Origin of the sequence: Streptomyces sp. AC555_RSS877, assembly GCF_019049245.1 — a bacterium.
In the GTDB taxonomy this organism is placed as follows: domain Bacteria; phylum Actinomycetota; class Actinomycetes; order Streptomycetales; family Streptomycetaceae; genus Streptomyces.
In genome coordinates, this window is the sequence record NZ_JAGMUK010000025.1 from 1 (window position 1) to 23148 (window position 23148).

At 73.0% G+C, this 23148-nt stretch carries 20 protein-coding genes and 1 pseudogene; 10 read left to right on the forward strand and 11 right to left on the reverse strand.

Going from position 1 to position 23148, the window contains the following annotated elements; translation table 11 throughout:
• Positions 1-423 precede the first annotated feature (423 nt).
• The 4 genes from KUM49_RS11295 to msrB all read left to right on the forward strand — a co-directional run bounded on the left by KUM49_RS11295 (position 424) and on the right by msrB (position 3880).
• Positions 424-1317 (forward strand): pyrimidine reductase family protein, encoded by an 894-nt coding sequence (locus KUM49_RS11295; RefSeq protein ID WP_217236624.1) that lies wholly within the window; start codon positions 424-426, stop codon positions 1315-1317.
• 198 nt (positions 1318-1515) lie between these two features.
• Positions 1516-1989 (forward strand): indole-3-glycerol phosphate synthase, encoded by a 474-nt coding sequence (locus KUM49_RS11300; RefSeq protein ID WP_217236625.1) that lies wholly within the window; start codon positions 1516-1518, stop codon positions 1987-1989.
• A gap of 80 nt (positions 1990-2069) precedes the next feature.
• On the forward strand, positions 2070-3461 hold the full coding sequence (murC, locus tag KUM49_RS11305; protein ID WP_217236626.1) for a UDP-N-acetylmuramate--L-alanine ligase: 1392 nt from the start codon (positions 2070-2072) through the stop codon (positions 3459-3461).
• Positions 3462-3475: 14 nt separating this feature from the next.
• Positions 3476-3880 carry a peptide-methionine (R)-S-oxide reductase MsrB gene (msrB, locus tag KUM49_RS11310; RefSeq protein WP_217236627.1) on the forward strand — a complete coding sequence of 135 codons (405 nt, stop codon included), beginning with the start codon at positions 3476-3478 and terminating at the stop codon, positions 3878-3880.
• A 26-nt stretch (positions 3881-3906) separates the two neighbouring features.
• On the opposite strand, the gene speB is transcribed toward msrB, so the two are convergent.
• The 5 genes from speB to KUM49_RS11335 all read right to left on the reverse strand — a co-directional run bounded on the left by speB (position 3907) and on the right by KUM49_RS11335 (position 8952).
• Positions 3907-4881: an agmatinase gene (gene speB / locus KUM49_RS11315; RefSeq protein WP_217236628.1), complete on the reverse strand. Its 975-nt coding sequence runs from the start codon at positions 4879-4881 to the stop codon at positions 3907-3909.
• A gap of 54 nt (positions 4882-4935) precedes the next feature.
• A complete protein-coding gene (locus KUM49_RS11320; protein ID WP_217236629.1) occupies positions 4936-5706 on the reverse strand; it encodes an SDR family NAD(P)-dependent oxidoreductase in 771 nt (256 codons plus the stop codon).
• Position 5707: 1 nt separating this feature from the next.
• Positions 5708-6403: an SDR family NAD(P)-dependent oxidoreductase gene (locus KUM49_RS11325; RefSeq protein WP_217236630.1), complete on the reverse strand. Its 696-nt coding sequence runs from the start codon at positions 6401-6403 to the stop codon at positions 5708-5710.
• Positions 6400-7887 (reverse strand): APC family permease, encoded by a 1488-nt coding sequence (locus tag KUM49_RS11330; protein WP_217236631.1) that lies wholly within the window; start codon positions 7885-7887, stop codon positions 6400-6402. Before KUM49_RS11330 ends, KUM49_RS11325 begins: the two co-directional genes overlap by 4 nt.
• A 102-nt stretch (positions 7888-7989) precedes the next feature.
• Entirely contained in the window at positions 7990-8952 is a 963-nt protein-coding gene (locus KUM49_RS11335; RefSeq protein WP_217236632.1) for a polysaccharide deacetylase, read from the reverse strand.
• Positions 8953-9135: 183 nt separating this feature from the next.
• Here KUM49_RS11335 and KUM49_RS11340 point away from each other — a divergent pair, with 183 nt between their 5' ends.
• Positions 9136-10743, forward strand: a complete 1608-nt coding sequence (locus tag KUM49_RS11340) for a PucR family transcriptional regulator (RefSeq protein ID WP_217236633.1) — start codon at positions 9136-9138, stop codon at positions 10741-10743.
• 47 nt (positions 10744-10790) lie between these two features.
• On the opposite strand, the gene KUM49_RS11345 is transcribed toward KUM49_RS11340, so the two are convergent.
• Both KUM49_RS11345 and KUM49_RS49775 read right to left on the reverse strand, forming a co-directional pair.
• Positions 10791-11582 (reverse strand): hypothetical protein, encoded by a 792-nt coding sequence (locus KUM49_RS11345; protein WP_217236634.1) that lies wholly within the window; start codon positions 11580-11582, stop codon positions 10791-10793.
• Between the two features lie 265 nt (positions 11583-11847).
• Entirely contained in the window at positions 11848-11982 is a 135-nt protein-coding gene (locus KUM49_RS49775) for a hypothetical protein (protein ID WP_302185423.1), read from the reverse strand.
• A gap of 49 nt (positions 11983-12031) precedes the next feature.
• On the opposite strand from KUM49_RS49775, the gene KUM49_RS11350 reads away from it, so the two are divergent.
• The gene (locus tag KUM49_RS11350; protein WP_217236635.1) at positions 12032-12883 is read left to right on the forward strand and encodes a hypothetical protein; all 852 of its coding nucleotides are present in this window, start codon (positions 12032-12034) and stop codon (positions 12881-12883) included.
• A 38-nt stretch (positions 12884-12921) separates the two neighbouring features.
• Here KUM49_RS11350 and KUM49_RS11355 read toward each other — a convergent pair whose 3' ends face one another.
• Entirely contained in the window at positions 12922-13245 is a 324-nt protein-coding gene (locus KUM49_RS11355) for a hypothetical protein (RefSeq protein ID WP_217236636.1), read from the reverse strand.
• Between the two features lie 58 nt (positions 13246-13303).
• Positions 13304-14347 carry a LacI family DNA-binding transcriptional regulator gene (locus tag KUM49_RS11360; protein ID WP_217236637.1) on the reverse strand — a complete coding sequence of 348 codons (1044 nt, stop codon included), beginning with the start codon at positions 14345-14347 and terminating at the stop codon, positions 13304-13306.
• A 209-nt stretch (positions 14348-14556) separates the two neighbouring features.
• Here KUM49_RS11360 and KUM49_RS11365 point away from each other — a divergent pair, with 209 nt between their 5' ends.
• Positions 14557-15618 carry a glycoside hydrolase family 5 protein gene (locus tag KUM49_RS11365; protein ID WP_217236638.1) on the forward strand — a complete coding sequence of 354 codons (1062 nt, stop codon included), beginning with the start codon at positions 14557-14559 and terminating at the stop codon, positions 15616-15618.
• A gap of 67 nt (positions 15619-15685) precedes the next feature.
• Here the strand turns inward: KUM49_RS11365 and KUM49_RS11370 are convergent, their stop codons facing one another.
• Positions 15686-16681, reverse strand: coding sequence for a lysylphosphatidylglycerol synthase domain-containing protein (locus tag KUM49_RS11370; protein ID WP_217236639.1), 996 nt, complete (start codon positions 16679-16681; stop codon positions 15686-15688).
• A 303-nt stretch (positions 16682-16984) separates the two neighbouring features.
• Between KUM49_RS11370 and KUM49_RS11375 the strand changes: the two genes are divergently transcribed.
• Positions 16985-18460 carry a glycoside hydrolase family 3 N-terminal domain-containing protein gene (locus KUM49_RS11375; protein WP_217236640.1) on the forward strand — a complete coding sequence of 492 codons (1476 nt, stop codon included), beginning with the start codon at positions 16985-16987 and terminating at the stop codon, positions 18458-18460.
• An 18-nt stretch (positions 18461-18478) separates the two neighbouring features.
• On the opposite strand, the pseudogene KUM49_RS11380 reads toward KUM49_RS11375, so the two are convergent.
• Positions 18479-19748: pseudogene (locus KUM49_RS11380) on the reverse strand (glycosyl hydrolase).
• Between the two features lie 8 nt (positions 19749-19756).
• On the opposite strand from KUM49_RS11380, the gene KUM49_RS11385 reads away from it, so the two are divergent.
• Together KUM49_RS11385 and KUM49_RS11390 are read left to right on the forward strand one after the other, a co-directional pair.
• A complete protein-coding gene (locus KUM49_RS11385; RefSeq protein ID WP_217236642.1) occupies positions 19757-20890 on the forward strand; it encodes an N-acetylglucosamine kinase in 1134 nt (377 codons plus the stop codon).
• On the forward strand, positions 20887-23145 hold the full coding sequence (locus KUM49_RS11390; protein ID WP_374200146.1) for a glycoside hydrolase family 3 N-terminal domain-containing protein: 2259 nt from the start codon (positions 20887-20889) through the stop codon (positions 23143-23145). The genes KUM49_RS11385 and KUM49_RS11390 overlap by 4 nt, the downstream gene beginning before the upstream one ends.
• Positions 23146-23148 lie beyond the last annotated feature (3 nt).

Consider the following 23148-nt stretch of genomic DNA (forward strand, 5'->3'; position numbering starts at 1 on the left):
GGGCGGGGTGGGCGGGGGTGGGACGAGGGTGGTGAGGCAGGGGTGCGGGGCCCCTGGGTGGTGGGGATGCCGGATCCGCCGGGTCCCTGCGTGGCGGGGGTGTGCGGGCCACTGCGGTGTGGGCGAGATCGGTCGGGAGCCCTCGCGGTGCGGGTGGGAGCGGCCTGGTGGGCCTGGCGGGGCCGGGTGGGCCAGGGCGACTACGGCGGGGCAGGGCGCGCCGGGCCTCTGCGGCCCTGGCTGGGAGCGGACTGTCTGGCGGTCCCGGGGCGGGGCGGGCAGGGTGTGCTGTCGAGGCAGACCGAGGCAGGCCCTGTGGCGAGGCCCAGAGGGTCGACCGGGCCCTCGCGGCCCCCGCTGGACCGGCCCGGTGGGCACCGGCAGCCCCCGGCGCGCCCCAGGCTCCGTGCCACACTGCAAGGCATGCGACGCCTGTTCCCTGTGACCGACGAAACCGTGGCCCGGACCCCGGGTGAGGCTCCTGGTGGGGAGGGGGTGGGGGGTGTTCCCGAGGGCTCCGGGGGTGACGGTGCCGGGGGAGTCGGGCGCGCTCACCTCGTGGATCGGGAGTGGAGTCTGGCCGAGCTGGCCGCCGCCTACGCGTATCCCGAACTCGGGCCCGAGGGCGCGGCCGGAGCCGGGTCCGGCGGGCCGGGGGCCTGGCTGCGGGCCAACATGGTCTCCACGCTCGACGGGGCCGCCCAGCACGACGGCCGGTCGAAGCCCATTTCCAGCGCCGCCGACATGCGGATCTTCGGCACCCTGCGGGCCCTCGCGGACGTGGTGATCGCCGGCGCGGAAACGGTACGCCAGGAGGGGTACCGACCCGCACGCGCGCGTGCTGAGTTCGCGCAGATGCGGGAGGCGGCCGGGCAGGGGCCCGTCCCCGCGATCGCGGTGGTCAGCGCGAGTCTGAACCTGGACTTCACGCTGCCGCTGTTCACCTCGCCCCTGGTGCCCACCCTGATCCTCACGGGCGCCGCGGCGGCCCCGGACCGGATCGCGGCGGCCGAGAAGGCGGGCGCCCGGGTGGTCGTCGCCGGTGACGGCGTCGGCGTCGAGCCCGCCCGTGCCGTCCGGGCCCTGGCGGAGCTCGGGCACACCCGGCTGCTCACGGAGGGCGGCCCGCGGCTGCTCGGGCAGCTGGTGGCCGCCGGGGTGCTCGACGAGCTCTGCCTGACCGTGGCTCCGATGCTCACCGCCGGGGACGCGCAGCGCATCGCGGGAGGGCCGGCGGTGGCGGTCCCGCAGCGGTTCGCGCTGGCGTCCCTGCTGGAGGAGGAGGGCTTCCTCTTCAGCCGCTACCAGCGGTCGTGAGCCCGGCCGCGGCGGGAACGGGATCGATCGGAACCGCTGGCTCCGACATCGATGGAATATCCCGTTCCGTTTAGCTTTCGACGGGCACACTGAAACCGGCAGTACCCGTGCGATCTCGGGGCAGGATGGTTTCCGCAGGGCCTGAACGGCCCACGGAGGAGAGAGGGCGCTCGGCCCTCGAAGGAGAAGGGGCGCCTGGTGTTCACAAGCGTTTTGATGATCGAGAAGGCCCTTACGTCCGCCGACGTGGAGTTCGTCACCACCTTGCACGGGGACGAGCGGGTCGCCTTCCACGTCCTGCTGCAGCCCCGCGGCGACCAGGCGGACCGGCTGCTGCGGGCCATCGACGACGTCGCGCTCGGCGAACTCGACGAGGCGGCCCGGGAGCGGGAGATGCCGGAGGGCGACGAGGCGAGAGGGTTCGGGGAGCAGGCCCTCGACGTGTCGCTGAGGGCCCTGCGGGCGGCCGGCAGCGACGCGGTGGGGCGGCTGATCGAGGACCACCCCCTGGACGCGCTCACGTCCCTGGTCGGCGAGACCGACGCGGACGAGGTGATCGTGCTGACCGATCCCCACTACGTGGAGGAGTTCTTCCACCGGGACTGGGCCTCGCGGGCGCGGCACAAGGTGGGGGTGCCGGTGCTCAAGCTCTTCTCGCACAGCAAGGCCTGACGTCCGCCCCCGGGCCCGTCGCGGGTGTCATAGGGTTTGCCGGTACCTGAAAGTCCGCCGTACCACCCCAGGAGACCCGCATGGCACCCGGCCTTCCCCCCGCCATGGACCGACCGCACTTCATCGGCATCGGCGGCGCCGGAATGTCGGGGATCGCCAAGATCCTCGCCCAGCGCGGGGCGAAGGTGGCGGGCAGCGATGCCAAGGAGTCCGAGACCGCCGAGGCGCTGCGCGCACTGGGGGCGAGCGTGCACATCGGGCACGCGGCGGAGCACCTGGCCGACGACGCGAGCTGTGTCGTGGTCTCGTCGGCGATCCGGGCCGACAACCCGGAGCTGGCGCGGGCGGCCGAACTGGGCATTCCGGTCGTCCACCGTTCGGACGCGCTGGCCCGGCTGATGGACGGCCTGCGGCCGATCGCGGTCGCGGGCACGCACGGCAAGACCACGACCACGTCGATGCTGGCCGTGTCGCTGAGCGAGCTGGGCCTGAAGCCGTCGTACGCGATCGGCGGCGACCTGGACGCGCCCGGCTCCAACGCCCTGCACGGCGAGGGCGAGATCTTCGTCGCCGAGGCGGACGAGTCGGACCGCAGCTTCCACAAGTACGCGCCAGAGGTCGCGATCGTCCTGAACGTCGAGCTCGACCACCACGCCAACTACGCCTCCATGGGCGAGATCTACGAGTCCTTCGAGACGTTCGCGGGCAGGATCGTGCCCGGTGGCACGCTGGTGATCACGGCGGACCAGGAGGGCGCGCGGGAGCTGACGCGGCGGCTGGCCGGGTCGGTGCGGACGGTGACGTACGGCGAGTCCGAGGACGCCGACGTGCGCGTCCTGTCCGTGACGGCGCAGGGGCTGAAGAGCGAGGTCGTCGTCCTGCTGGACGGTGCGGAGCTCACCTTCACGGTCTCCGTGCCCGGCCGTCACTACGCGCACAACGCGGTGGCCGCGCTCGCGGCGGGCGTGGCGCTGGGCGTCCCGGCCACCGAGCTGGCCCCGGCGCTGGCCGCGTACACCGGTGTGAAGCGGCGCCTGCAGCTCAAGGGCGAGGCGGCGGGGGTCCAGGTCATCGACTCCTACGCCCATCACCCGACCGAGATGACGGCGGACCTGGAGGCGATGCGCGCGGCGGCCGGTGACGCCCGCATCCTGGTCGTCTTCCAGCCCCACCTCTTCTCCCGGACGCAGGAGCTCGGCAAGGAGATGGGCCGGTCGCTGTCCCTGGCGGACGGGTCGGTCGTCCTGGACATCTACCCGGCCCGCGAGGACCCGGTCCCGGGCGTGACGAGCGAGCTGATCATCGAGGCGGCGCGGGCCGCGGGCGCGGACGTGATGCCGGTCCACGACAAGGGCGCGGTCCCGGATGCCGTCGCGGGAATGGCGAAGCCCGGTGATCTCGTTCTCACCATGGGCGCGGGTGACGTGACGGACCTCGGCCCGCGGATCCTGGACCGTCTCGCACAGAAGTAGAGGGGTTGGCCGACATGTCGTACGACGTCGAGAAGCCGGACGAGCAGTGGCGCGCGGAGCTGACCCCGGCGGAGTACGCCGTGCTGCGGCAGGCCGGTACGGAGCCCGCTTTCGTCGGTGAGTACACCGACACCAAGACCGAGGGCGTCTACTCCTGCCGGGCCTGCGGCGCCGAACTCTTCACCTCCACCACGAAGTTCGAGTCCCACTGCGGCTGGCCGAGCTTCTACGACCCGCGCGACTCGGACGCGGTCGAGCTCGTCCAGGACCGGTCGCACGGGATGGTGCGCACCGAGGTGCGGTGCGCCCGGTGTGGATCGCACCTCGGGCACGTGTTCGAGGGTGAGGGCTACCCGACCCCCACCGACCAGCGGTACTGCATCAACTCGATCTCGCTTCGTCTGACGCCTGACGCCTGACGAGGGAGTAGCTGCCGGCAGGTCGGCTACCGCTTGCCGGAGCCCGACGCCATGAGGGTGATCAGGTCGAACAGCACGGTGGCGGCGGCGAGTGAGGTCACCTCGGCGTGGTCGTAGGCGGGGGCCACCTCCACGACATCGCCGCCGACCAGGTTCAGTCCGGTCAGCCCGCGCAGCACGTGCAGCAGCTCGCGGCTGGTCAGTCCCCCGGCCTCCGGAGTGCCGGTGCCGGGGGCGAAGGCCGGATCGAGGACGTCGATGTCGACGGAGAGATACACGGGGAGGTCGTCGACCCGTTCCGTGATCGCCTGGATCGTGCCCGCCAGGCCGAGGACGTCGAGGTCGCCCGCCCGGATCGTACGGAAGCCGAACCGCTTGTCGGCGTCCAGGTCGGCCTGCCCGTAGACGGGACCGCGGATGCCCACATGGATGGAGTGGTCCTCGATCAGCAGGCCCTCCTCGAAGGCGCGGCGGAAGACCGTGCCGTGGGTCGTCGGCGCCTGGAAGTAGGTGTCCCAGGTGTCGAGGTGCGCGTCGAAGTGCACCAGAGCGACCGGACCGTGCTCGCGCACCACCGTGCGCAGCATCGGCAGGGCGATCGTGTGGTCACCGCCGATCGCCAGCAGGCGGTGGCCGCCGCGCGCCACCTCCCGCGCGTGGTCGGCGATCTGCCTCAGCGCCGTGTCGATCGAGTACGGGGTGACCGGAACGTCACCGGCGTCGACGACCTGGATCTCGTCGAACGGAGCGATGTCCAGCTCGACATGGAACGCCGGGCGCAGATGGCGGGACGCCTGCCGGACGGCCATCGGGCCGAACCGCGCCCCGGGGCGATAGGAGGTGCCGGTGTCGAACGGCACGCCCAGCACGGCGACGTCGTAGTCGCCGACCTGGCCGATCTCCGGCAGCCGGGCGAAACTCCCGCTCCCGGCGAAGCGCGGGACGGTGGTGCCGTTCGCCGGGCGGATCGGAGGGATCGGTCCGAGGGACGAGTCGGGCATGGGGGGTTCCTGTTTTCTGTCTCGCTGCGGGAAGGGTGAGGGAAGAAAGAGCGTTCAGGCACGGCCTCTGGTGGAACCGCCGTTGGGCTGGAGGACCTGACCGATGACCGCGCCCGCGCCGGGCGACGCGAGGAACGAGACGGCCGCGGCGATCTCGGCGGGCTCGGCCAGCCGGCCGACCGGCATCAGGCGCCGGTAGCGGGCCCGCAGCTCGTCGAGCGTGACGCCCGCGTCCTCGGCGTCCACGCGCAGCTGGTCGGTGTCCACATAGGACGGCGCGACACAGTTCGTGAGGACGCCCCGCGGGCCCAGTTCGCGGGCCAGGCCCTTGGCCATCGCGATCAGCCCGGCCTTCGACGCCGCGTAGGCGGTGGCGTTGCGCTGTCCGATCACCCCCCACTCCGAGGCGATGACCACGATCCGGCCGTGCCCGAGCGCCCGCATCCCCGGCAGCACGGCCTGGACGACGCGGAAGTGGCCGGAGAGGTTCACCTCGATCTGGTGCCACCACTGCTGCGGCGGCTGGTCGAGGAAGGGGCTCATCGCCATCGCCGCGGCATTGGCCACCAGGACGCCCACCGGTCGCCCGGCCCGCTGCTCCACCTCGGCGACCATGGCGCGCGCCGCGGCCGGGTCGGCGATGTCGGCGGGCGCGGCGATCCCGCCGATCCGCTCGGACAGTTCGGTCAGCCGTCCGTCGTCGGTGAGGTCGTTGACCGCGACGGTGTGGCCGTCGGCGGCCAGCCGCAGCGCGGTCGCCCGGCCGATGCCCTGGGCGGCTCCGGTGACCAGGGCGAGGCTGCCCTCCTTGATGTCGGACGTCACCTCAGATCACCGCCCCGGCGTTCGGGGACAGGACGTCCCCGCAGTACATGCCGCCCTCGGTGGCCAGATAGCGCACGGTGTACGCCACTTCCGCCGGCGTGACCAGCCGGCCGAGCGGCAGCGTGGCCAGGTACGCCGGATCGCGCCAGGGCGAATCCGCCGCCAGGAGCGGTGTGTCGGTGGGGCCCGGGGCGACGATGTTGACGCGGATCCCGTCGTCGGCCACCTCGAGCGCCAGCGACTTGGCGAAGCCGAGCACCGCGCCCTTGGCGGCGACGTAGTGCACGTCGCCGCTGCCGCCGGTGAGCGCCAGTTCCGAGGAGATCACCACCACCGTGCCACCGCCGCCCGAGGCCAGGAAGGGCAGCGCGGCGGCGCAGGTGTTGACCGTGCCGCCGAGGATCACGGCGAACATGCGGTCCCACTGACCGAGCGTGAGGTCGGCGGCATCGATGCCCTCCTCGTAGTACCCGGCCGCGGTCACCACCACGTCGAGCCGCCCGAACCGCTCGGCCACCCGCGCGACCGCCTCCGCGACCGCCTGACGGTCGGTCACATCGACGACGACCGGCAGGTCCGTCACGGAAGGGTTGAGGTCCAGCCCGGCGGTGCGCCAGCCCGCCTCCTTGAACACCTCGGCGGTCGCGGCGCCGATGCCGCCTGCAGCGCCGGTGATCAGGGCGACCCGGCCGCTCACTCTCCGGCCCGATCAGCGGCGGCCGGGGAGAGGGCGACCACTGGGGCCACGCGGTCCGGCCGGGTCACCGACCAGTGCACCAGCGCACCGACCGCACCGAGCACCCCGGTCATGATCAGCAGTCCCCAGTCGAGGTACCACACGCCGTTGAGGGCGCGCGGCCAGGCGATGTTGACCGATTCGAAGAGGATCCACACGGCGGCCGCGTACGTCACCGGCTTCCCCCACCGGCCCAGGGACCACTCACCGGGCTCCCAGGTGCCGCGCAGCCTGACGTAGACCGCGCCGAGCACCGGCAGCGCGTAGGACAGGTAGAAGCCGGCGTTGGCGAAGGAGAGCAGCAGCGCGTAGATCTTCGACGCGCTGACGAAGAGCAGCGAGCCCGCGACGACCGCGGTCAGGGCGATCGCGCCGCGCGGCACCCGCTCCTTGCCGGACAGCCTGCCCAGGAACCGGGCTCCGGGAAGGGCCTGGTCGCGCGCTCCGGCCCAGATGGCCCGGCTGACCGCCGCCTGCACCGCCATCAGACTGGCCGCGAACCCGATGACCAGGGCGATCAGCAGGGCCTTGCCGGTCGCCGAGCCCAGTCCGGCCTCCAGGGTGGTGGCGATCGGGTCGGCGTCCTTTCCGCTCAGGACGTCCCCGATGTCCGGCATGGCCAGCAGAATGCCGAGGCTGGCGTACATGACGAGGATGCCGACGGCGGCGAGGGCCAGGGCCATCGCCTTGGGCAGGACGCGCCGGGACTCCTTGACCTCCTCGGCGATGGAGCCGGCCGACTCGAACCCGACGAAGGACCAGCCGGCGATCGCGACGGCGCCGAGGAACGGTCCCGTGAGCCACGCCGACCCGTGCGCGGTCCCCTCCCCGCTGAAGAGGACCGAGAAGGAATGGGTGCGGTGGGCGAAGAGCAGCACGGTGCCGATGCCGAGGGTGGCGATCAGCTCCGCGGTCAGGCTGACGTAGAGGAGCACCTTGAGGACGCGTCCCCCGATCATGTTCGCGGCCGAGCCGAACAGCAGGACGCCCAGCGCGGTCAGGGCTTGCTCGGTGCGGCTGAAGCCGGTGACCCCGAGCGCCCCGAGCAGGAATCCGGATCCGGCGAAGGACAGGGCCGACAGGGCGAGGGTCAGGCCCCACATGTACGCCCAGTTGGTGAACCATCCGTAGCGCGGGCCGATCAGGTGGCGGGCCCACTGGTAGACGCTGCCCTGCAGCGGCCAGCGCGAGACCAGTTCGCCGAACACCCCGCAGACCAGGAGCTGCCCGACGAGGACGACGGGGAAGGCCCACCAGAAGGCGGGCCCGGCGGTGATGACACCGAGGGCGAAGACGCCGTACATGCCCACGATGGGAGAGACGTCGGAGAAGGCGAGGGCGAAGGCGGATCTCAGGTTGTACTGCTGCTTGAGTCCGCCGGTGGCTTCGGAGCCGATGCCGGGGCCGGGCGGGCCGGCCAGTGCGGTCTGGGCGCTTGAGGTCATCTCGGTGTCCTGTCGAAGGGGCGGCGCGGTAGCCGACGGAGGGCATACAGGAGTGACACGACAGGCGCCCTTGCCTGTGTGCGCGATGGGGAGAGGGGGGCGTCAGGGGCGCTGCGGCACCCAGTACGCCTGGTCGGGGAGCTCCGGCTGCGGGCAGCCGCGCGGGGAGAGATCCAGGGACGCGGTGTGCTGGGCGACCTCGGCGACCGTGGTGATCCACAGGCCGGGCAGCGCCTTCATTCGCTCGATGAGCCGCTCCAGGGCCTCGGCCCGTGAGGGACGGCCGGACAGGAAGGGGTGACAGGTGAGCACGAAGCAGGCGCCGAGGCGGTACATGGCCTCCAGCTCCCACGTCCACATCTCCAGCACCTTGGCGGGGCTCTCGATCACGCCGCTGCCGATCAGACCGGGCAGGAAGGCGTACTGCTCCCAGTCGTCCAGTCCCCAGGAGACGGGCACCTGCACGATGCTGGGGGCCTGCGCCCGTCCGTCCACGGCCAGCCGGTAGGGGTGATCGGCGTCCATGAGGCTGGAGTCGTAGAGGAATCCGCGTTCCTCGAGCAAGCGGGGGGTGTGGTAGTTCAGCTCCCACATCGGCGCCCGGTAGCCGACCGGCCGGACGCCCGCGACCTCGTACAGGGCCTTGAGCCCGAGGTCGAGCATGTCCGCCTCGGTCGTGGCGTCCATTCCGACGGTGTTCTCGTGGAAGTAGCTGTGGTGGGCCACCTCGTGCCCTGCCTCGACCACCGACCGCACGACCTGGGGGTAGCGGTGCGCGGTGTATCCGGGAACGAAGAAGGTGGCCCTGAGGCCGTGGCGCTCCAGCATGGCCAGAATCCGGGGCACTGCGACCAGCGGTCCGTAGGACTGGTGGCTCATCGGGCTCATACGGTGGACCGAGGCGATGTCGGTGCTCAGCACCGCGGCCTCGGCGTCCATGTCGAAGGTCAGGCAGGCGGCCGAGGTGAAGCCGTCGGGCCAGCCGATCGGGCCGGCAGCCGTGGTGACATCACGTCGGCCGGCAGCCGTGGTGACATCACGCTGAGAAGCCTTTGCTTCCGCCATGGCGCACTCTCCGCTCGTTCGATGCGCACAGCATGGGGACGGCCGGGGCGGCCCCGCCATCCGACTGCGGCGCAGAACATCCACGCGTACTCGTACCGGAGTATGAGGCTGCCTTCATGTCACCCGGGTCCGGCCCGTGTGTGCACCCGGTAACAGGGAATTCACGCCCGTCTCATCACCGGCGTGGGCGGCGCGGATACGTTCCAGACGCTCACCAGCGAGGCGCCGGGCGACGGGGGGGCGGACAACGAGGAGGCGGCGATGGCGGTCACGGTGCGGGAACTCCTTGCCCTGCCGCACCTGCAGATGTCGCTGCACGCGGGTGCCGACGGGCTCGACCGCGAGGTCAGCTGGGCGCACCCCTCCGACCTGCCCAACCCGTGGGCCTGGCTCTCCGCGGGCGAGCTGCTGCTGACCAACGGCACCGGGCTGGCCGCCGACCCCGCCGGGCAGGCACGCTTCATCGAGAGACTCGCGGAGGCGGGCACCAGCGCCTTCGGGCTGGGCCTCGGCATGCAGGGCCCGCCGCTGACCCGCGCGCTCACCGACCGGGCCGACGACTTGTCGCTGCCGGTGGTGTCCGTGCCGTACAGCGTGCCGTTCAGCGCGGTCGTCCGTGCGGTGGCCGAGGTCAACGAGCGCGAGGAAGCCCGGCAACTCGCCGGTGTCGCCCGCCTGTACTCCTTGTTGCGGGCCTCCATGGCCGGCGGGCTGCCCGGACCGCAGACGTTCGGCAGGCTCGGAGCGGAGCTGAAGGCGCGGCTGTATCTGGTCGACCCCGAGACCGGCCTGTCGCTTTTCGAGGACGGACCGGAGACCGGCTTCGCGCGGGAACTGGTCGCCGAGTACGCGGCGCACGGCGGTGCCATCCCCGGCGTACTGCGGCTGCGCCACCGCGGACAGGACGGCTCGGGTGCGGCGATCGCCCTGGCCGTCGCGGTACCGGGCGACCAGCCGACCGCTCTGGTCGCCGAGCCGACCGGGGAACAGCTGCCCGGCCTCGACCTGCTCCAGCATGTCGCCGCCCTCGGCTCCCTGGAACTGACCCAGCTCACGGCCGACCGGGAGAGCCGACGCCGGCGGGGCGCGGACCTGCTCCGCCTCCTTCTCGACCGCGGGCTCGACCCGACGACCGCCCGCCAGCGGCTGGCGGAAACCGGCATCGGGCCGGCCGCCGCTGTCGTCGTGCTCACCCCGGCCGCGTGCGACGACACCGCCGACCACGTCGGCAGACGGCTGTCCAGGCTGCGCGTCCCGCACCTGCTGCTGCGGCGCGACGACAGCCTCCACATCGTGGTGGAGGACCGGCCGCAGTGGCTCGCGCACCTGACCCGGCTGCTGGACACCTCCGCCCCGATGGGCGTGAGCGACCGGATCGGCACGGCGGAGCGCCTGCCGGAAGCCGGACAGGAGGCCCGCTGGGCGCTGGGAGCGGCCGAGGCCGAGAACCGGCGCCTGATCCGGTACGGCGACGAGACCGCGCTGCCGCTGCCGCGCACCCCGGCCGAGGCGCAGGTGCTGGCGTCCAGAGTGCTGGGGGCGCTGATCGCGCACGACGCCGAGCACGGCACCGACTACCTGCACACGCTGCGGGTCGTACTGCGCCGCGACCGGTCCTGGCAGTCGGCCGCCGACGAACTGCACATCCACAAACAGACCCTCGGCTACCGGCTGCGCAGGATCGAGCAGCTGACCGGCCGCGGGGTGACCCGGACCGACCACATCGCCGAGCTGTGGTTCGCCGTACACGCCCATGACCTGGTCCGCAGCCGCGTCCCTCACGCGAGCTGAGCTGCTTTGGGCGGACCGCCGCCGGGAGGCGAAGCGCGGGCCGTCAGTCAGCTTCCGGCGAGGACGTGGAGGGGCCCCTCGGCGGCGCTGATCTCCCACCTGAGCTGGTAGGCGGTGCCGCCCGGGCCGGTGTCGCTCACCGACAGTTCCGCGCCGCCGGCCAGGGCCGGGGCGAGGGAGCGGCCTTCGCGGTGCGGCAGAGTCGAGCGTTCGACGATCCAGCGATCGCCGGTGATCCGGCCCAGCGACACCTCACAGTCGAGCAGCTCACGGGCCCGGCCCAGGTGCCCGGCCCCCGCTACCAGCTCCGCCAGCGAGGCGTGGGCCGGCAGCGGTTCGCTCCGGCCGCGGGCGTAGCCGAACCACGATCCGGCCCGCACGAGCAAGCCGGCCCGGCCGGACCGCGGGCCCACCAGCTCCGCGGCCGCGCAGGACCCACCGGCTTCCTCGGCGGGATGCCAGTGCTCCACGTACGGCGCGTGCAGGCCCTTCTCCACCAGGACCGGTCCGTGCCATTCCAGCCGCCCCGCGTCCGGGAGGGCGGCGGGCGGCTGATAGTCGATGGTGCGCCCCCAGTGGAAGGCGCCCTCGGCGTGGCGCAGGCGCCCGGCGAACGCCTCCTGCCCGGCGAGGTCGAGCAACTGCTCGAAGGAGAGGTCGGCCAGACTCCCGGTCCCCCGGGGCGGCGAAAGACCGGCCGGCTGCCGCAGATCGGCGTAGCGGGCGGGCCCTTGGACCCAGGTGACGGAGCTCGTGGTGTCACGGCCGCGCTCGTCGACGAGAAGCGAGCGCCGCCAGAGTCCCGCCAGGTCGGCGAGTGCGGGGCTGGTGCCGGGCATATGGGGTCCCCCCGTGGGCGGTGGTCGGAGGGCCGCTCACACACGGTCCTGTGGGCCCCACAGCACAGCGACCGACTGTTACCGGGCGGGTGAGCGCACCTTACTCCCGGTGGAAAGCAGTACATCGAGGCGACTCCTTGCCTGCTGACCGTCGGCAGGCAAGGCCGGGCCCAAGAGCCGCTCGACGCGGGCGGGCCTCTCCTGCCGCATCGTATTCGCCGGCACGCGCTCGCACTCGTCCTGCTGCCGGGTGGCCGCTTCGAGATCACCGTGCGGCTCCCGCCTGCAGGACCACGCCGTCATCGATCGGCAGGTGACCGGCGTCATGGCCGGCGGTGACGGCGATCAGCCGGATCTTGCTGATGGTCGGCCTGCTTCGCTGCCGGCCCGGGGAGCGCATCCAGCCGGATTCGTGGTGTCCCGAGCAGTGCCCTGGATAGGTTGCTCTGATGAAGCTGCCGGCGTACTGGATGACGCGTCCCGCTCCACCCCCGGACCGCGAAACGTCGGCATCCTTCGACCGACTGCTGGAGCAGGCGCTGGCGAACGGTCCCGACGCGCCCGTCGACTACCGGCTCGAGGCGCCGAAATGGCAGTTCCTCTGCCATGCCGCAGACCGCGGCAGACTGCTGCTGCACGGCTCGGGCGACCCGGCGATCAGCCGCTTCGAACCCCGGCAGCCGGACGACAACAGCGAGTTCGGCAACCGGCGCGCCGTCTTCGCCGCCGGCGACGGACTCTGGCCGATGTACTACGCCATCCTGGACCGGGACCGCCACCCGATGTCGTTGATCAATGGCTGCGCCCGCCTCGCCAACGGCAGCGAGCGGCTCGGCGAGCCGCACTACTACTTCTCCATCAGCGCGCAGGCGCTGAAGCAGCAGCCCTGGCGTCCCGGCACGGTGTACCTGCTGCCCGCCGACACCTTCGAGTTGCAGCCGCGGATGCGGGTCGGCGATGTCTCGGTGCAACTGCCCCAGTGGGCAAGTCCCGTACCGGTGACCCCTGTCGCCAAACTGTGCAGCCGCAGGACTTCCCGTTCCTGGACCAGATCCGCGGCCATGACGATGAGCGGGTCTGGACCCGTGCCGCCGCGGACGTGGACGGCTTCCCCTGGCATGAGGAGACGTGACGCATGCGTCGAGGCGCGGCTTCAGGTCCGCTGCCGCACCGGACGGCCCACGGTCCACAGGCCGCCGGGGGGGGCCGAGGCTACGGGGCCCAGCCGGGCAGTGCCCCGCGGGCGCGTGCGTCCTGGTGCCGGACGGAATCCCGCCACGCGTCAGCGCTCTGCTCGATGAGCTTCCGCAGCGGCTTCCCGCCCGCGCCCGGGGTGCGATCACGTAGCACGATCTCCACCGCGATCAGGCAGTGGATGACCGCCACGGTGGAAAACTCGCAGAAGTGGCACTCCGATGTGAGGGTGCCGGTCCTGGAGGGCATGGAGGACAGCGCGGGTGTGCGGCATCGCGGCCTCGGCGCCCATGGTCCGGGCGGCGAGCCGCCCGGAGAGCTGCCGCCGCTGCGCGCCCGCCGTACGGCGCAGCTGGTAGGTGGCAGCGAGGACCGCACGCGCCTCGGGCAGCAGCGCCTGCCCCGCCGCGGTGAGACCGACACTGCGGCTGGTCCGCTCGAAGAGCGGCACGACCAACGGCTTCTCCATGTGTCCCGGATCTTCTGCCACTGGCCGCCCACGCGTATCCGGCGCGTCCGCGCCTTGGTCAGCGCGGCGCTGCCGTGCTGTTCCTGACGACCAGGCTCGTCGGGACCAGGTCGGTTCCGGCCCTCGGGCCGCCGTGCGTGCGGATCTGGCGCAGGACGCCCTGCACGCAGCGGCGGCCCACCTCGGCGAAGTCCTGGTGGACGGTGGTGAGGGGCGGGACGAAGAACGCCGCGTCCGGGATGTCGTCGAAGCCGACGACGCTGACGTCCTCGGGGACGGAGCGGCCGCGTTCGTGGAAGGCGCGCAGCAGGCCCAGGGCCATCTGGTCGTTGGCGGCGAACACCGCGGTGCAGCCGGGGTCGTCGGCGAGCGCGAGGCCGGCCGCGTAGCCGGACTCGGCCGTCCAGTCGCCGTGCAGCGGCGGCGGCACCGGGCGCCCCGCCTCCTCCAGGACGGTGCGCCAGGCCTGGGTCCGGCGCTGGCCCGCGAACGAGGCCTCGGGGCCCGTCACGTGCCATACGGTCCGGTGCCCGAGGTCGAGCAGGTGTCGTACGGCTTTCCGCGCGCCGTCGGCCTGGTCGGTGTCGACCACGCCGTAGCGGTCCCCGGCGTCGGAGTCCACGACCACGACGTGGACGCCGGGCGGGAGCTGGACCGTGGCGGCGTCGAGCAGATGGATCTCCATGATGACGACGACGGCGTCGACGGCCAGCTCGCCCATGCGCGTGAAGGCGCCCAGCACGTTGTCCTGGGTCGGCACGTCGATGGGGATCAGGGTGATCGCGTACCCCTCGGCCGCGGCGTGCGTGGCGATCGCCTCCACGGTGCGGCTGTTGCCCGTCGAGGACAGGCTGAACAGGATCACGCCGATGGTGTTGAACTGGCCGTAGCGCAGGGCGCGTGCCGCGCTGTTGGGCCGGTAGCCCAGCTCGCGCATCGCGGCGAGCACCTGCTCCCGGGTCGAACTGATCACTCCGGGATGGCCGTTGGAGACCCGCGAGACCGTCTGGGACGAGACGCCCGCGGCCTTGGCGACATCGGCCATGGAGACGCGCTGCTTGCGGCGCCCGCCGGGCACGCCCGAGCCGCCCCGTTCCACCACTGGTGCCTCCTTCGACGCGGGTCCGCCTGTTGCCCGACGCACCGGATGTTACGCGGGGGAAACCTTGACGGCCGCTGGGGTGGATGTCACGATTCCGGCGCCGCCAAGTTTACGTAAACATCGCCCCGGGTCCCCCCGCCCGAGAACCGGCCCCCACTTGTCGCCGTGCGTGTTCACGTAAACATCCGCGCTCCTGAAAGGGCACGTCGATGCGCAAGACCCCCACCCGAGCCCGCTTCACGCCCCGGCTGCGTACCGCCTTCGCCGCGGTCGCGATCGCCGCGATCAGTGGCACGACCCTCGTCGGCAGCCCGGCCTCCGCCGCCGCGCCGAAGACCGACACGACCCAGTTCAAGGGCGTGAACTGGGCCGACCCCCGCGACAACTTCGCCGACGACCCGGTCGTGCTGTCCGGCCTGTCGCTCTCCGACACCTACGCCCAGACCTACACCAAGGCGAGCCGGATCATCTCCGCGTTCCGGGCGAACCTCGGCGCGAACACCGTGCGGCTGCCCATCAACCCGTACACGGTCAACGGCGCCTACTGGAAGTCGTATCGCGGGGTCATCGACGCGGCGTCGGACAAGGGCTTCAAGGTCATCGTCTCCTACTGGGAGGGCACGGGCGCCCAGAAGGACGGCTTCATCGACGACGAGGCCACCTACTGGCCCATGTGGAAGACCGTCGTCAAGGCCTACAAGAACGACAGCCGTGTCTACTTCGAGCCGATGAACGAGCCGCACGGCTACACCGACACCGAGTGGGCCGACAAGGCCGCGCAGTGGCTGTCGACCTACCCGTCGGTCCCGCGCAACCGGATCTTCGTCAGCGGTGCCGGCTACAACGACCACGTCACCTCGGTATGCGCCGACCCGCGCCTGAAGGGCACCTACCTGTCGCTGCACCACTACGGGTTCTGGAAGGAGTACGCGACCTACGACCAGTGGGTCGCCGACCTCAAGGTGCGCATCGGCGACTGCGCGAACCGGACCGTCGCGGACGAGTTCGGATCCCCGATGACCACCGGCCTGAACTACAACGTGCCGACCCCGGACGACAACTTCGTCAACTTCCTCCAGGCCGTCACCGACACCTTCCGCGAGCTCAAGATGGGCTCCGTCTACTGGCCGGGCCTGCGCACCGACGACACCTACTCGCTGCAGACCCTGACCGGCGACCCCGCGCGCCCCTGGCTGGCCACCACCAACCAGTCCGGCGCCGACCGCCTCGCCTGGGCGTGGGGCCGCGGCAAGCCGGTCCAGCAGCCCTGACCGGGCCGGACCCGGCTCTCGGTGACCCCCGCGGCGCTGACGCGGGGGTCATCTGCCGTCCGGATGCTCACAGGACCTTGCGATGCACGAGTGCCGACAGGACGAGGGCGCCCGGGAGCAGGGGAAGCCAGATGGTGACGACGCGGTAGCCGATGACCGTCGCCGTGGCCAGGCTCAGGGGCGCTCCGAGCGCGGCCATCGCGAAGACCAGGGTCGCGTCCACGGGGCCGATGCCACCCGGCGCGGGGACCGCCCCGGCGACCGCCCCGGCGGCGAGGAACGCGAGGGTGACCTGTGTCCACGTCAGCGGCAGGCCGAGCGCGGCGCCGACCGAGGCGATCACGCTTGCCTGGAGCAGCGGGGTGGCGGCGGCCCCGCCCCAGAGGGCGGCGACACGGGCGGGCCGGGTGTGGAGGAGCCTCGCGTCGGTCAGGGCGGTGCGTACGAAGGTGAGGGCGGGACGACGCAGTGGGGGTACGGCCGCCACGAGCAGGACGGGGGCCGCGAGGCCGAGTGCCACGGCACCGGCGGCCAGCAGCAACGTCCCTTCCTCGGGGGCGAGTTGGTCCCAGGGCAGCAGGTCGGGGGAGGCCGCGAGGAAGGCCAGCAGGACCAGCGTCTTCGCGATCGGTCTGACCAGCGAGTAGAGAGCGAGGGAGGCGGCGGCCCGGCGGAGGGGAACGCCCCGGCCCAGCAGGAAACGCAGGGTGACCGCGTGGGCGCCGACGCTTGCCGGGAGTACGTGGTTCGCGGCACCGGCGGCGAACTGTGACGCGAGCAGCAGCCCCGGCGGAAGCCGGTCGGGCAGGGCGCCCTGCCGTACGCACGCGGCGGCCACCCAGCCGAGGCAGGTGAAGAACACCGCCGCCAGCAGCCACCAGGGGTCGGCGCCGGCCAGCCGGGCGGCGCCCTCGTACACGGTGTGCCGGTCGAACGCCGCCCACGCCCCGATCAGCAGGAGCGGGAGCAGGCTCAGCGCCGTGGGGAGGAGGCGCGCGGCGGCGGGGGAGCGGCTGGGCGTGGGGCGCGTTCCGGGGGGACCGTCGAGCGGGAGCAGAGACACGGCGCACGTCGTCCTTCCGCGTCACGTCCGGCGCGGTGCGGCGCGCGGCGTGACGGATCCGAGGCGATGCAGGGGCGGGACAGCGGCGGAGCGGGAGAGCCGGCGGGCAAGCGGGGACCACCCAGACCTTCCCGTTCGGTGTGACGCCGTGGTGACCGGGAGCCGACGGGGCGTGGACCTGCGGTCGTCGGAAAGGAGTGTGCCCAGCGGGTCCGGATCTCAGTCCCGGGCCTCGGGGTGTTGAATCACCGATCCACGCAACTGTTGACTTTTGGCTGAACGATCCAGAAGATTTCCTGGGTGATGAGCCACACCCAAGGCGTGACCCTCGGCACCGCTCTCCCCGTCGACCTGGACGAAGCGGCCCACCGCTGTCTGGTCGCCGGATTCGACGGCACCACCGCCGTCCCCGACACCCTGAAACGGCTGGTCGACCGCGGCCTCGGCGGGGTCATCCTGTTCACCCGCAACGTGCGCGACGCGGGGCAGGTGCGGCGGCTCACCGACACCCTGCGGGCCCTGCGCCCCGACCTCCTCGTGGGCATCGACAACGAGGGCGGCGGCATCGGCCACCTGGTCAGCGCGGGCGCCCCCGAGGTCCCCGGGTCCTTCGCCCTCGGTGTCGCCGACGACCTCGGGCTGACCGCCCGGTGCGCCGACGCGCTCGCCGGGCACCTGGCCACGCTCGGCATCACCGCCTCCTACGCGCCCGTGGCCGACGTCCAGCACGTCCCGGACAACCCGATCGTGCGGACCCGCGCCTTCGGCACCGACCCGGAGCTGGTGTCCCGCCACACGGCGGCCTGGATCGCCGCCACCGAGGCACGCGGCATCGCCTCCTGCGCCAAGCACTTCCCCGGACACGGCGGCACCGTGACCGACAGCCACCACGACCTGGCCGTGGATCCGCGGCCGTACGAGGAACTCGACCTCGCGCCCTTCCGGGCCGCCATCGTCGCCGGGGTGCCGATGCTGATGAGCGCGCATGTCGTCTTCCCGGAGCTGGACGCCAACCGCCCCGCCACCCTCAGCCGGCGCATCCTGGGCGATCTGCTCCGGCACGAACTCGCCTTCGACGGCGTCCTGGTCAGCGACGCCCTGGAGATGAAGGCGATAGCCGACCGCTACGGCGAGGCGGCCGGGGCGCGGATCGCGCTCGCGGCGGGGGCGGACCAGGTCATCGTCGCCGTACCGGACCTGAAGGTCACGCTGGGCTGCCGGGACGCGGTGCTCGCAGCGCTGGGCGACGGGACCCTGGCGGAGGAGCGGATCGGGGAGGCCGCGGGGCGGGTGCGCCGGCTCGCCGAGAGGTACGCCGCCCCCGCGACCGGCGTCGCCGGGTGGGACACCGAGGCGGGACTGGAGGCGGCACGCCGGGCCGTACGGAGCCGGAGCGGGCCGGCGCCCGTGCGCGGCGCCCATGTCGTCGACCTGTTCCCGCCGCCGCATCCGGCGCTCAACTGGGGCGGCGAGGACCTGCTGACCGAGCTGCGTGCCGTCGATCCGGCCGCCACGGGCACGTGCGTCACCGGGGAGCCCGCGGACCCGGCCGCCCTCGCCGACGGGATCCTGCGTCTGGCCCGGGACCTGCCTTTGGCTGTCGCCACCTGCGACGCCGGGCTGCACCCCTGGCAGGCGGCCCTGCGGGACGCCCTGCTGACCCGGCGGCCGGACGCGGTGCGCGTGGCCACCGGACTGCCGGAGGACGGTGCCCTGTGCTCGTACGGGCGCGGGAAGGTGAACCTGCGGGCGGTCGCGGAGGCGCTGTCCGGAGCGTGACGGGAGCGAGGCCTCGCCCTACGGCAGTCGTACGACCTTCTTGATGCCGCGCGCCGCCAGGTATCCCTCGTCGTCCGCCCGTGAGGCCAGGACGACCGCCGGGCGTGCACCCTCGGCGCGCAGCCGCATCCACGCCTCGAAGAACGCGCCTCCCGGACCGGACACGGAACGGGTGGCCGGTGTGCAGTCCAGGACCAGGGCCGTCTTACGCGGCCGGGGCGACGGCGGCTGCGCACGCAGGTCGGCGACCGTGGCGGCGAGGGCGTCCGCGATCGGCTTGGGGCGGCCGGCCGAGTCGAACAGGCCCAGGGTGTACTCGAGCTCCGGATAGTCGGCCAGTGAGCGGTCCACGTCGTGGGAGCACCACCACGTCACACCCCACAGGGCCGCGCACTCGGCCGCGTTCCGTACGGTCGCCCGCGCGAACTCGGGGGCGTCGGCGGCCGGGATGTGCGGCTCGGGCGCGCCGGTCTCCTGGACCCAGACGGGCCGGGCCGGGTCCTCGGTGTAGGCCGTGGCGAGTTCGGTGCCGTACTCGGCGAGGTGGTGCACCTGGGGGGAGCGGGCGCCGTAGCGGCGGGCGCAGTCGCCGGAGAACACCCAGGGGTGGACGGTGGTCAGGTCGCCCTTGCGGGCCGAGGCCTCGGGGGTGAAGGGGTGGCCGTCGCCGTACCAGGCGGCGTCGTACGCGGAGTGGGTGACGAGGTGACCGGGGCGCACGCTCTCGCGGGCGGCGGCCAGCAGGGTGTCGAGGTAGTGGTCGACCTCCGCCGCCGTCACCGGGTTGTGCTCGACCAGGTTGTTGAGCTCGTTGCCCAGCTGGAGGCCGATCAGGTTGGGGCGGTCGGCCAGGGCGCTGCCCAGGGTGCGCAGGAGTGCGGCCTGTGCCTCGATGGTCTCCGGGTCCGTGAACACGTTGCGGTGGTGCCAGCTGCGGGTCCACTCCGGGTAGAAGTCGAAGCTGGACAGGTGGCCCTGGACGCCGTCCACGAGGACGTCGAGGCCCGCCTCGGCCGCCAGGTCGACGAGGAGCGCCAGCTGGTCGACGGCGGCGCTGCGGATGAGCGTGCGGTTGGGCTGCAGGAGCGGCCAGAGGTGGAAGACGCGAACGTGGTCGAGGCCGAGCCCGGCTATCTGGTCCAGGTCCTCGCGGGTGTGCACGGCGTCGAAGTCGTGCCACGAGTGGAACCAGCCGCGGCGGGGCGTGTAGTTGACGCCGAAGCGGAGTGTACGGATGGGATCCTCCTCGGGTCCGGGGCTTGTCCTGCGCGAATGTATCAACCACCATAGTCAGTGATGGGCAATGATTTGAACCAGAAGTGGGACGGCGAACTCGTCGTCGGCCTCGACGCGGGCGGCACGCGTACCCGTGTCGTGCTCGCCGCCGCGGCAGACGGCCGCCCGCTGGGCGAGGGCGCCGCCGGTCCGGGCAACGCCCTGACCGTCCCGGTGCCGCGGCTCACCGAGCACCTGGCCGAGGCCGTCGCCCGGGCGGTGCCCGAGAAGACGCGCGGCCGGGTCGTGTCCGTCGCCGGCGGTTTCGCCGGCGCCACCGCGGCTTCCCCGGACGACCCCGGCCACGTCCACGCCCGGACCGCCCTCACCGCGGCCCTGCGACGGCTCGGCATCCCGGCCGCATCGGTCACCATCTGCAGCGACATCGAGGCCGCCTTCGCCGCCGCCCCCGGCACCCCGGCCGACGGTCTCGCCCTGGTGGCCGGCACGGGCGCGGTCGCGATGCGCATCACCGGCCGCCGGTGCGCGGTCACCGTGGACGGCGACGGCTGGCTGCTCGGCGACGACGGCAGCGGCTTCTGGATCGGGCGTACCGCGGTACGGGCCGCGCTGCGCATGGCGGACGGGCGGGGGCCCGCGACGGCCCTGGCCGGGTCCGTGGGGCGGAGGCTGGGACTGCCGGACAGCGTCCTGCCGTACGGCAGTGCGGCGGGCCGCGTCGTGCCTCGCGACGGTGGGCCGGGGAGCGTCGTGCCTCGCGACGGTGGGCCCGGCCGTGTTCTGCCCCACGACGGTGGGCCGGGTGGTCCGCTGCCTTTCGGTGGCGAGGCCGGCTGGAGTCGCCCGCAGCGGGAGGCCTACCGCATGCATCTGCTCCCGGCCGTCATGGCCGATGCCCCGATCCGGCTCGCCCGGCTGGCCCCGCTGGTGGCCGAGGCGGCGCGGGACAAGGACGCGGTCGCCGAGGCGATCCTTCGTGAGGCGGCGGGTCAACTGGCCGAGACCGTACGGGCGTTGTACCCGCAGCCGGGCGAACCGCTCGTCGCCACCGGCGGTCTGCTGGGCCCCGACGGCCCGCTGACCACCCTCCTCGCGGGCCGCCTCACCCCCCTCGGCCTGACGCTCGACTGGGTGGCCGACGGCTGCCGGGGCGCCGTGGCCCTCGCCCGGCTCGCACACGGCGGCGCCGGATGAACGACATGGTCTACCGCGATCCCACCGCCCCCGTCGACGCCCGCGTCCGCGACCTGCTCTCCCGGATGACCCTGCGCGAGAAGGCCGGCCAGCTCAACCAGCGGATGTACGGCTGGGACGCCTACCGCCGCACCCCCGACGGCGGCTTCGAACTGACCGACGCCCTGTACGCCGAGACCGAGCGCTTCGCCGGACTCGGCGCCCTGTACGGGCTCCAGCGCGCCGACGCCTGGTCCGGCGTCGACCACACCGACGGGCCCGGTGCCGGGGACGGCGCCGCCCTCGCCGATCTCGTGCAGCGGCATGTCGTCGAGCGCAGCCGGCTCGGCATCCCCGCGCTGTTCGTCGAGGAGATGCCGCACGGCCACATGGCACTCGACGGCACGGTCCTGCCCGTGAACCTCGCCGTCGGCGCCACCTGGGACCCCGGCCTGTACGAGTACGCCGCCGCCCACGCCGCCGCCGAACTGCGGGCCCGCGGCGGCCATGTCGCCCTCGTGTCCGCGCTGGACATCGCCCGCGACCCGCGCTGGGGCCGTACGGAGGAGTGCTTCACCGAGGATCCGTACCTGGCGGCGCGGCTCACCGAGGCGCTGGTACGGGGCATGCAGGGGGAGCACGCGGCGGGATTCGCCGCCGACAAGGCCCCCGTCGTCCTCAAGCACTTCGCCGGACAGGGCGCCACCGTCGGCGGCCGCAACTCCGCCGAGTCCGAGCTCGGGCCCCGCGAACTCCACGAGATCCACCTCCCCGCCGCCCGGGCCGGCATCCGCGCCGGAGCCGCCGCCGTCATGGCCGCGTACAACGAGGTCGACGGGATGCCCTGCTCCGGCAACAGGGCCCTGCTCACCGTGCTGTTGCGCGAGGACTGGGGCTTCGACGGGCTGGTCATGGCGGACGGACTGGCCGTGGACCGGTTGGCCCGCATCACCGGCGATCAGGTCTCCGCGGGGGCCCTCGCGCTCAACTCCGGTGTGGATCTGAGCCTTTGGGACGAGGGCTTCACCCACCTCGAAGAGGCGGTCGAGCGCGGGCTGGTGAGCGAGGATGCGTTCGACGCGGCCGTCGCGCGGGTCCTGCGGCTCAAGTTCCGTCTCGGCCTGTTCGAAGAGCACGCCACGCCCACGGACTTTCCGGCCCACGGCAGGGACGTGAGCACGAAGCTCGCCCGGGCCGCGGTCACCCTCCTCCACAACGACGGCGGTGTCCTGCCCGTCGCGGCGGGCGTCTCCCGTATCGCCGTCCTCGGACCCCAGTCCGCCACCACCGCCCACCAGTCGGGCGACTACACCGCCCCGCAACGCCCCGGCACCGGCAGCAGCGTTCTCGACGGGCTGCGGCGACTCGCCCCGCCCGGCGTCGACATCCGTCCCGCCCGCGGCTGCGCCCTCACCGGCCAGGACCTCTCCGGCATTCCCGAAGCGGTCGCCGCGGCAGCCGCCTCCGACCTGGCCGTGCTGGTGCTGGGCGGCAGCAGCGCGCGCACCCCGGACACCGACTTCGACGCCAACGGGGCGGCCCGGGGGGCCGTCTCCGAGATGACCTGCGGCGAGGGCGTCGACCTCGCGGGACTACGGCTCGGGAGGGCCCAGCACGCCCTGCTCGACGCCGTCACCGCGACCGGCACGCCCACGGTCGTCGTCCTCGTCCAGGGCCGCCCGCACGCCGTCCCCGAGGCGGCCGAGCGGGCGGCGGCGCTGCTCACCGCCTGGTATCCGGGCCCGTGGGGCGGCGAGGCGATCGCCGAGATCCTGCTGGGGCTCCGGGAACCGACCGGCCGCCTCCCCGTCTCCGTCCCGCGCTCGGCGGCCCAGCTCCCCGTGTACTACAACCACAAGGACAACGAGTACGGCGACTACGTGGACGACAGCGCCGCACCGCTCTACTCCTTCGGGCACGGGCTGGCTTACACGAGCTTCGCGTACGGACCGCCGCGGCTGTCCGGGCACACCGTCGAGGTCGACGTGGCCAACAAGGGGGAGCGGCAGGGGCGTACGGTCGTCCAGCTCTACATCCGGCGGCTGGTCACCCCCGTGTGGCCGCGCACCCTTGAACTGCGCGCGTTCCGGGCTGTCGACCTTCGGGCGGGCGAGTCCCGCACCGTCGCCTTCTCGCTCGGCGCCGACCAACTCGCGCAGGTCGGCGCCGACTTGGAGACAGCCGTACTGCCGGGGACGCTGGAGATCCGGGTCGCGCAGTCGGCGGGGGACGCGCTGACCGCCGTACCGGCGACCCTGCGCGTCCCCCTCGTCTGAGAC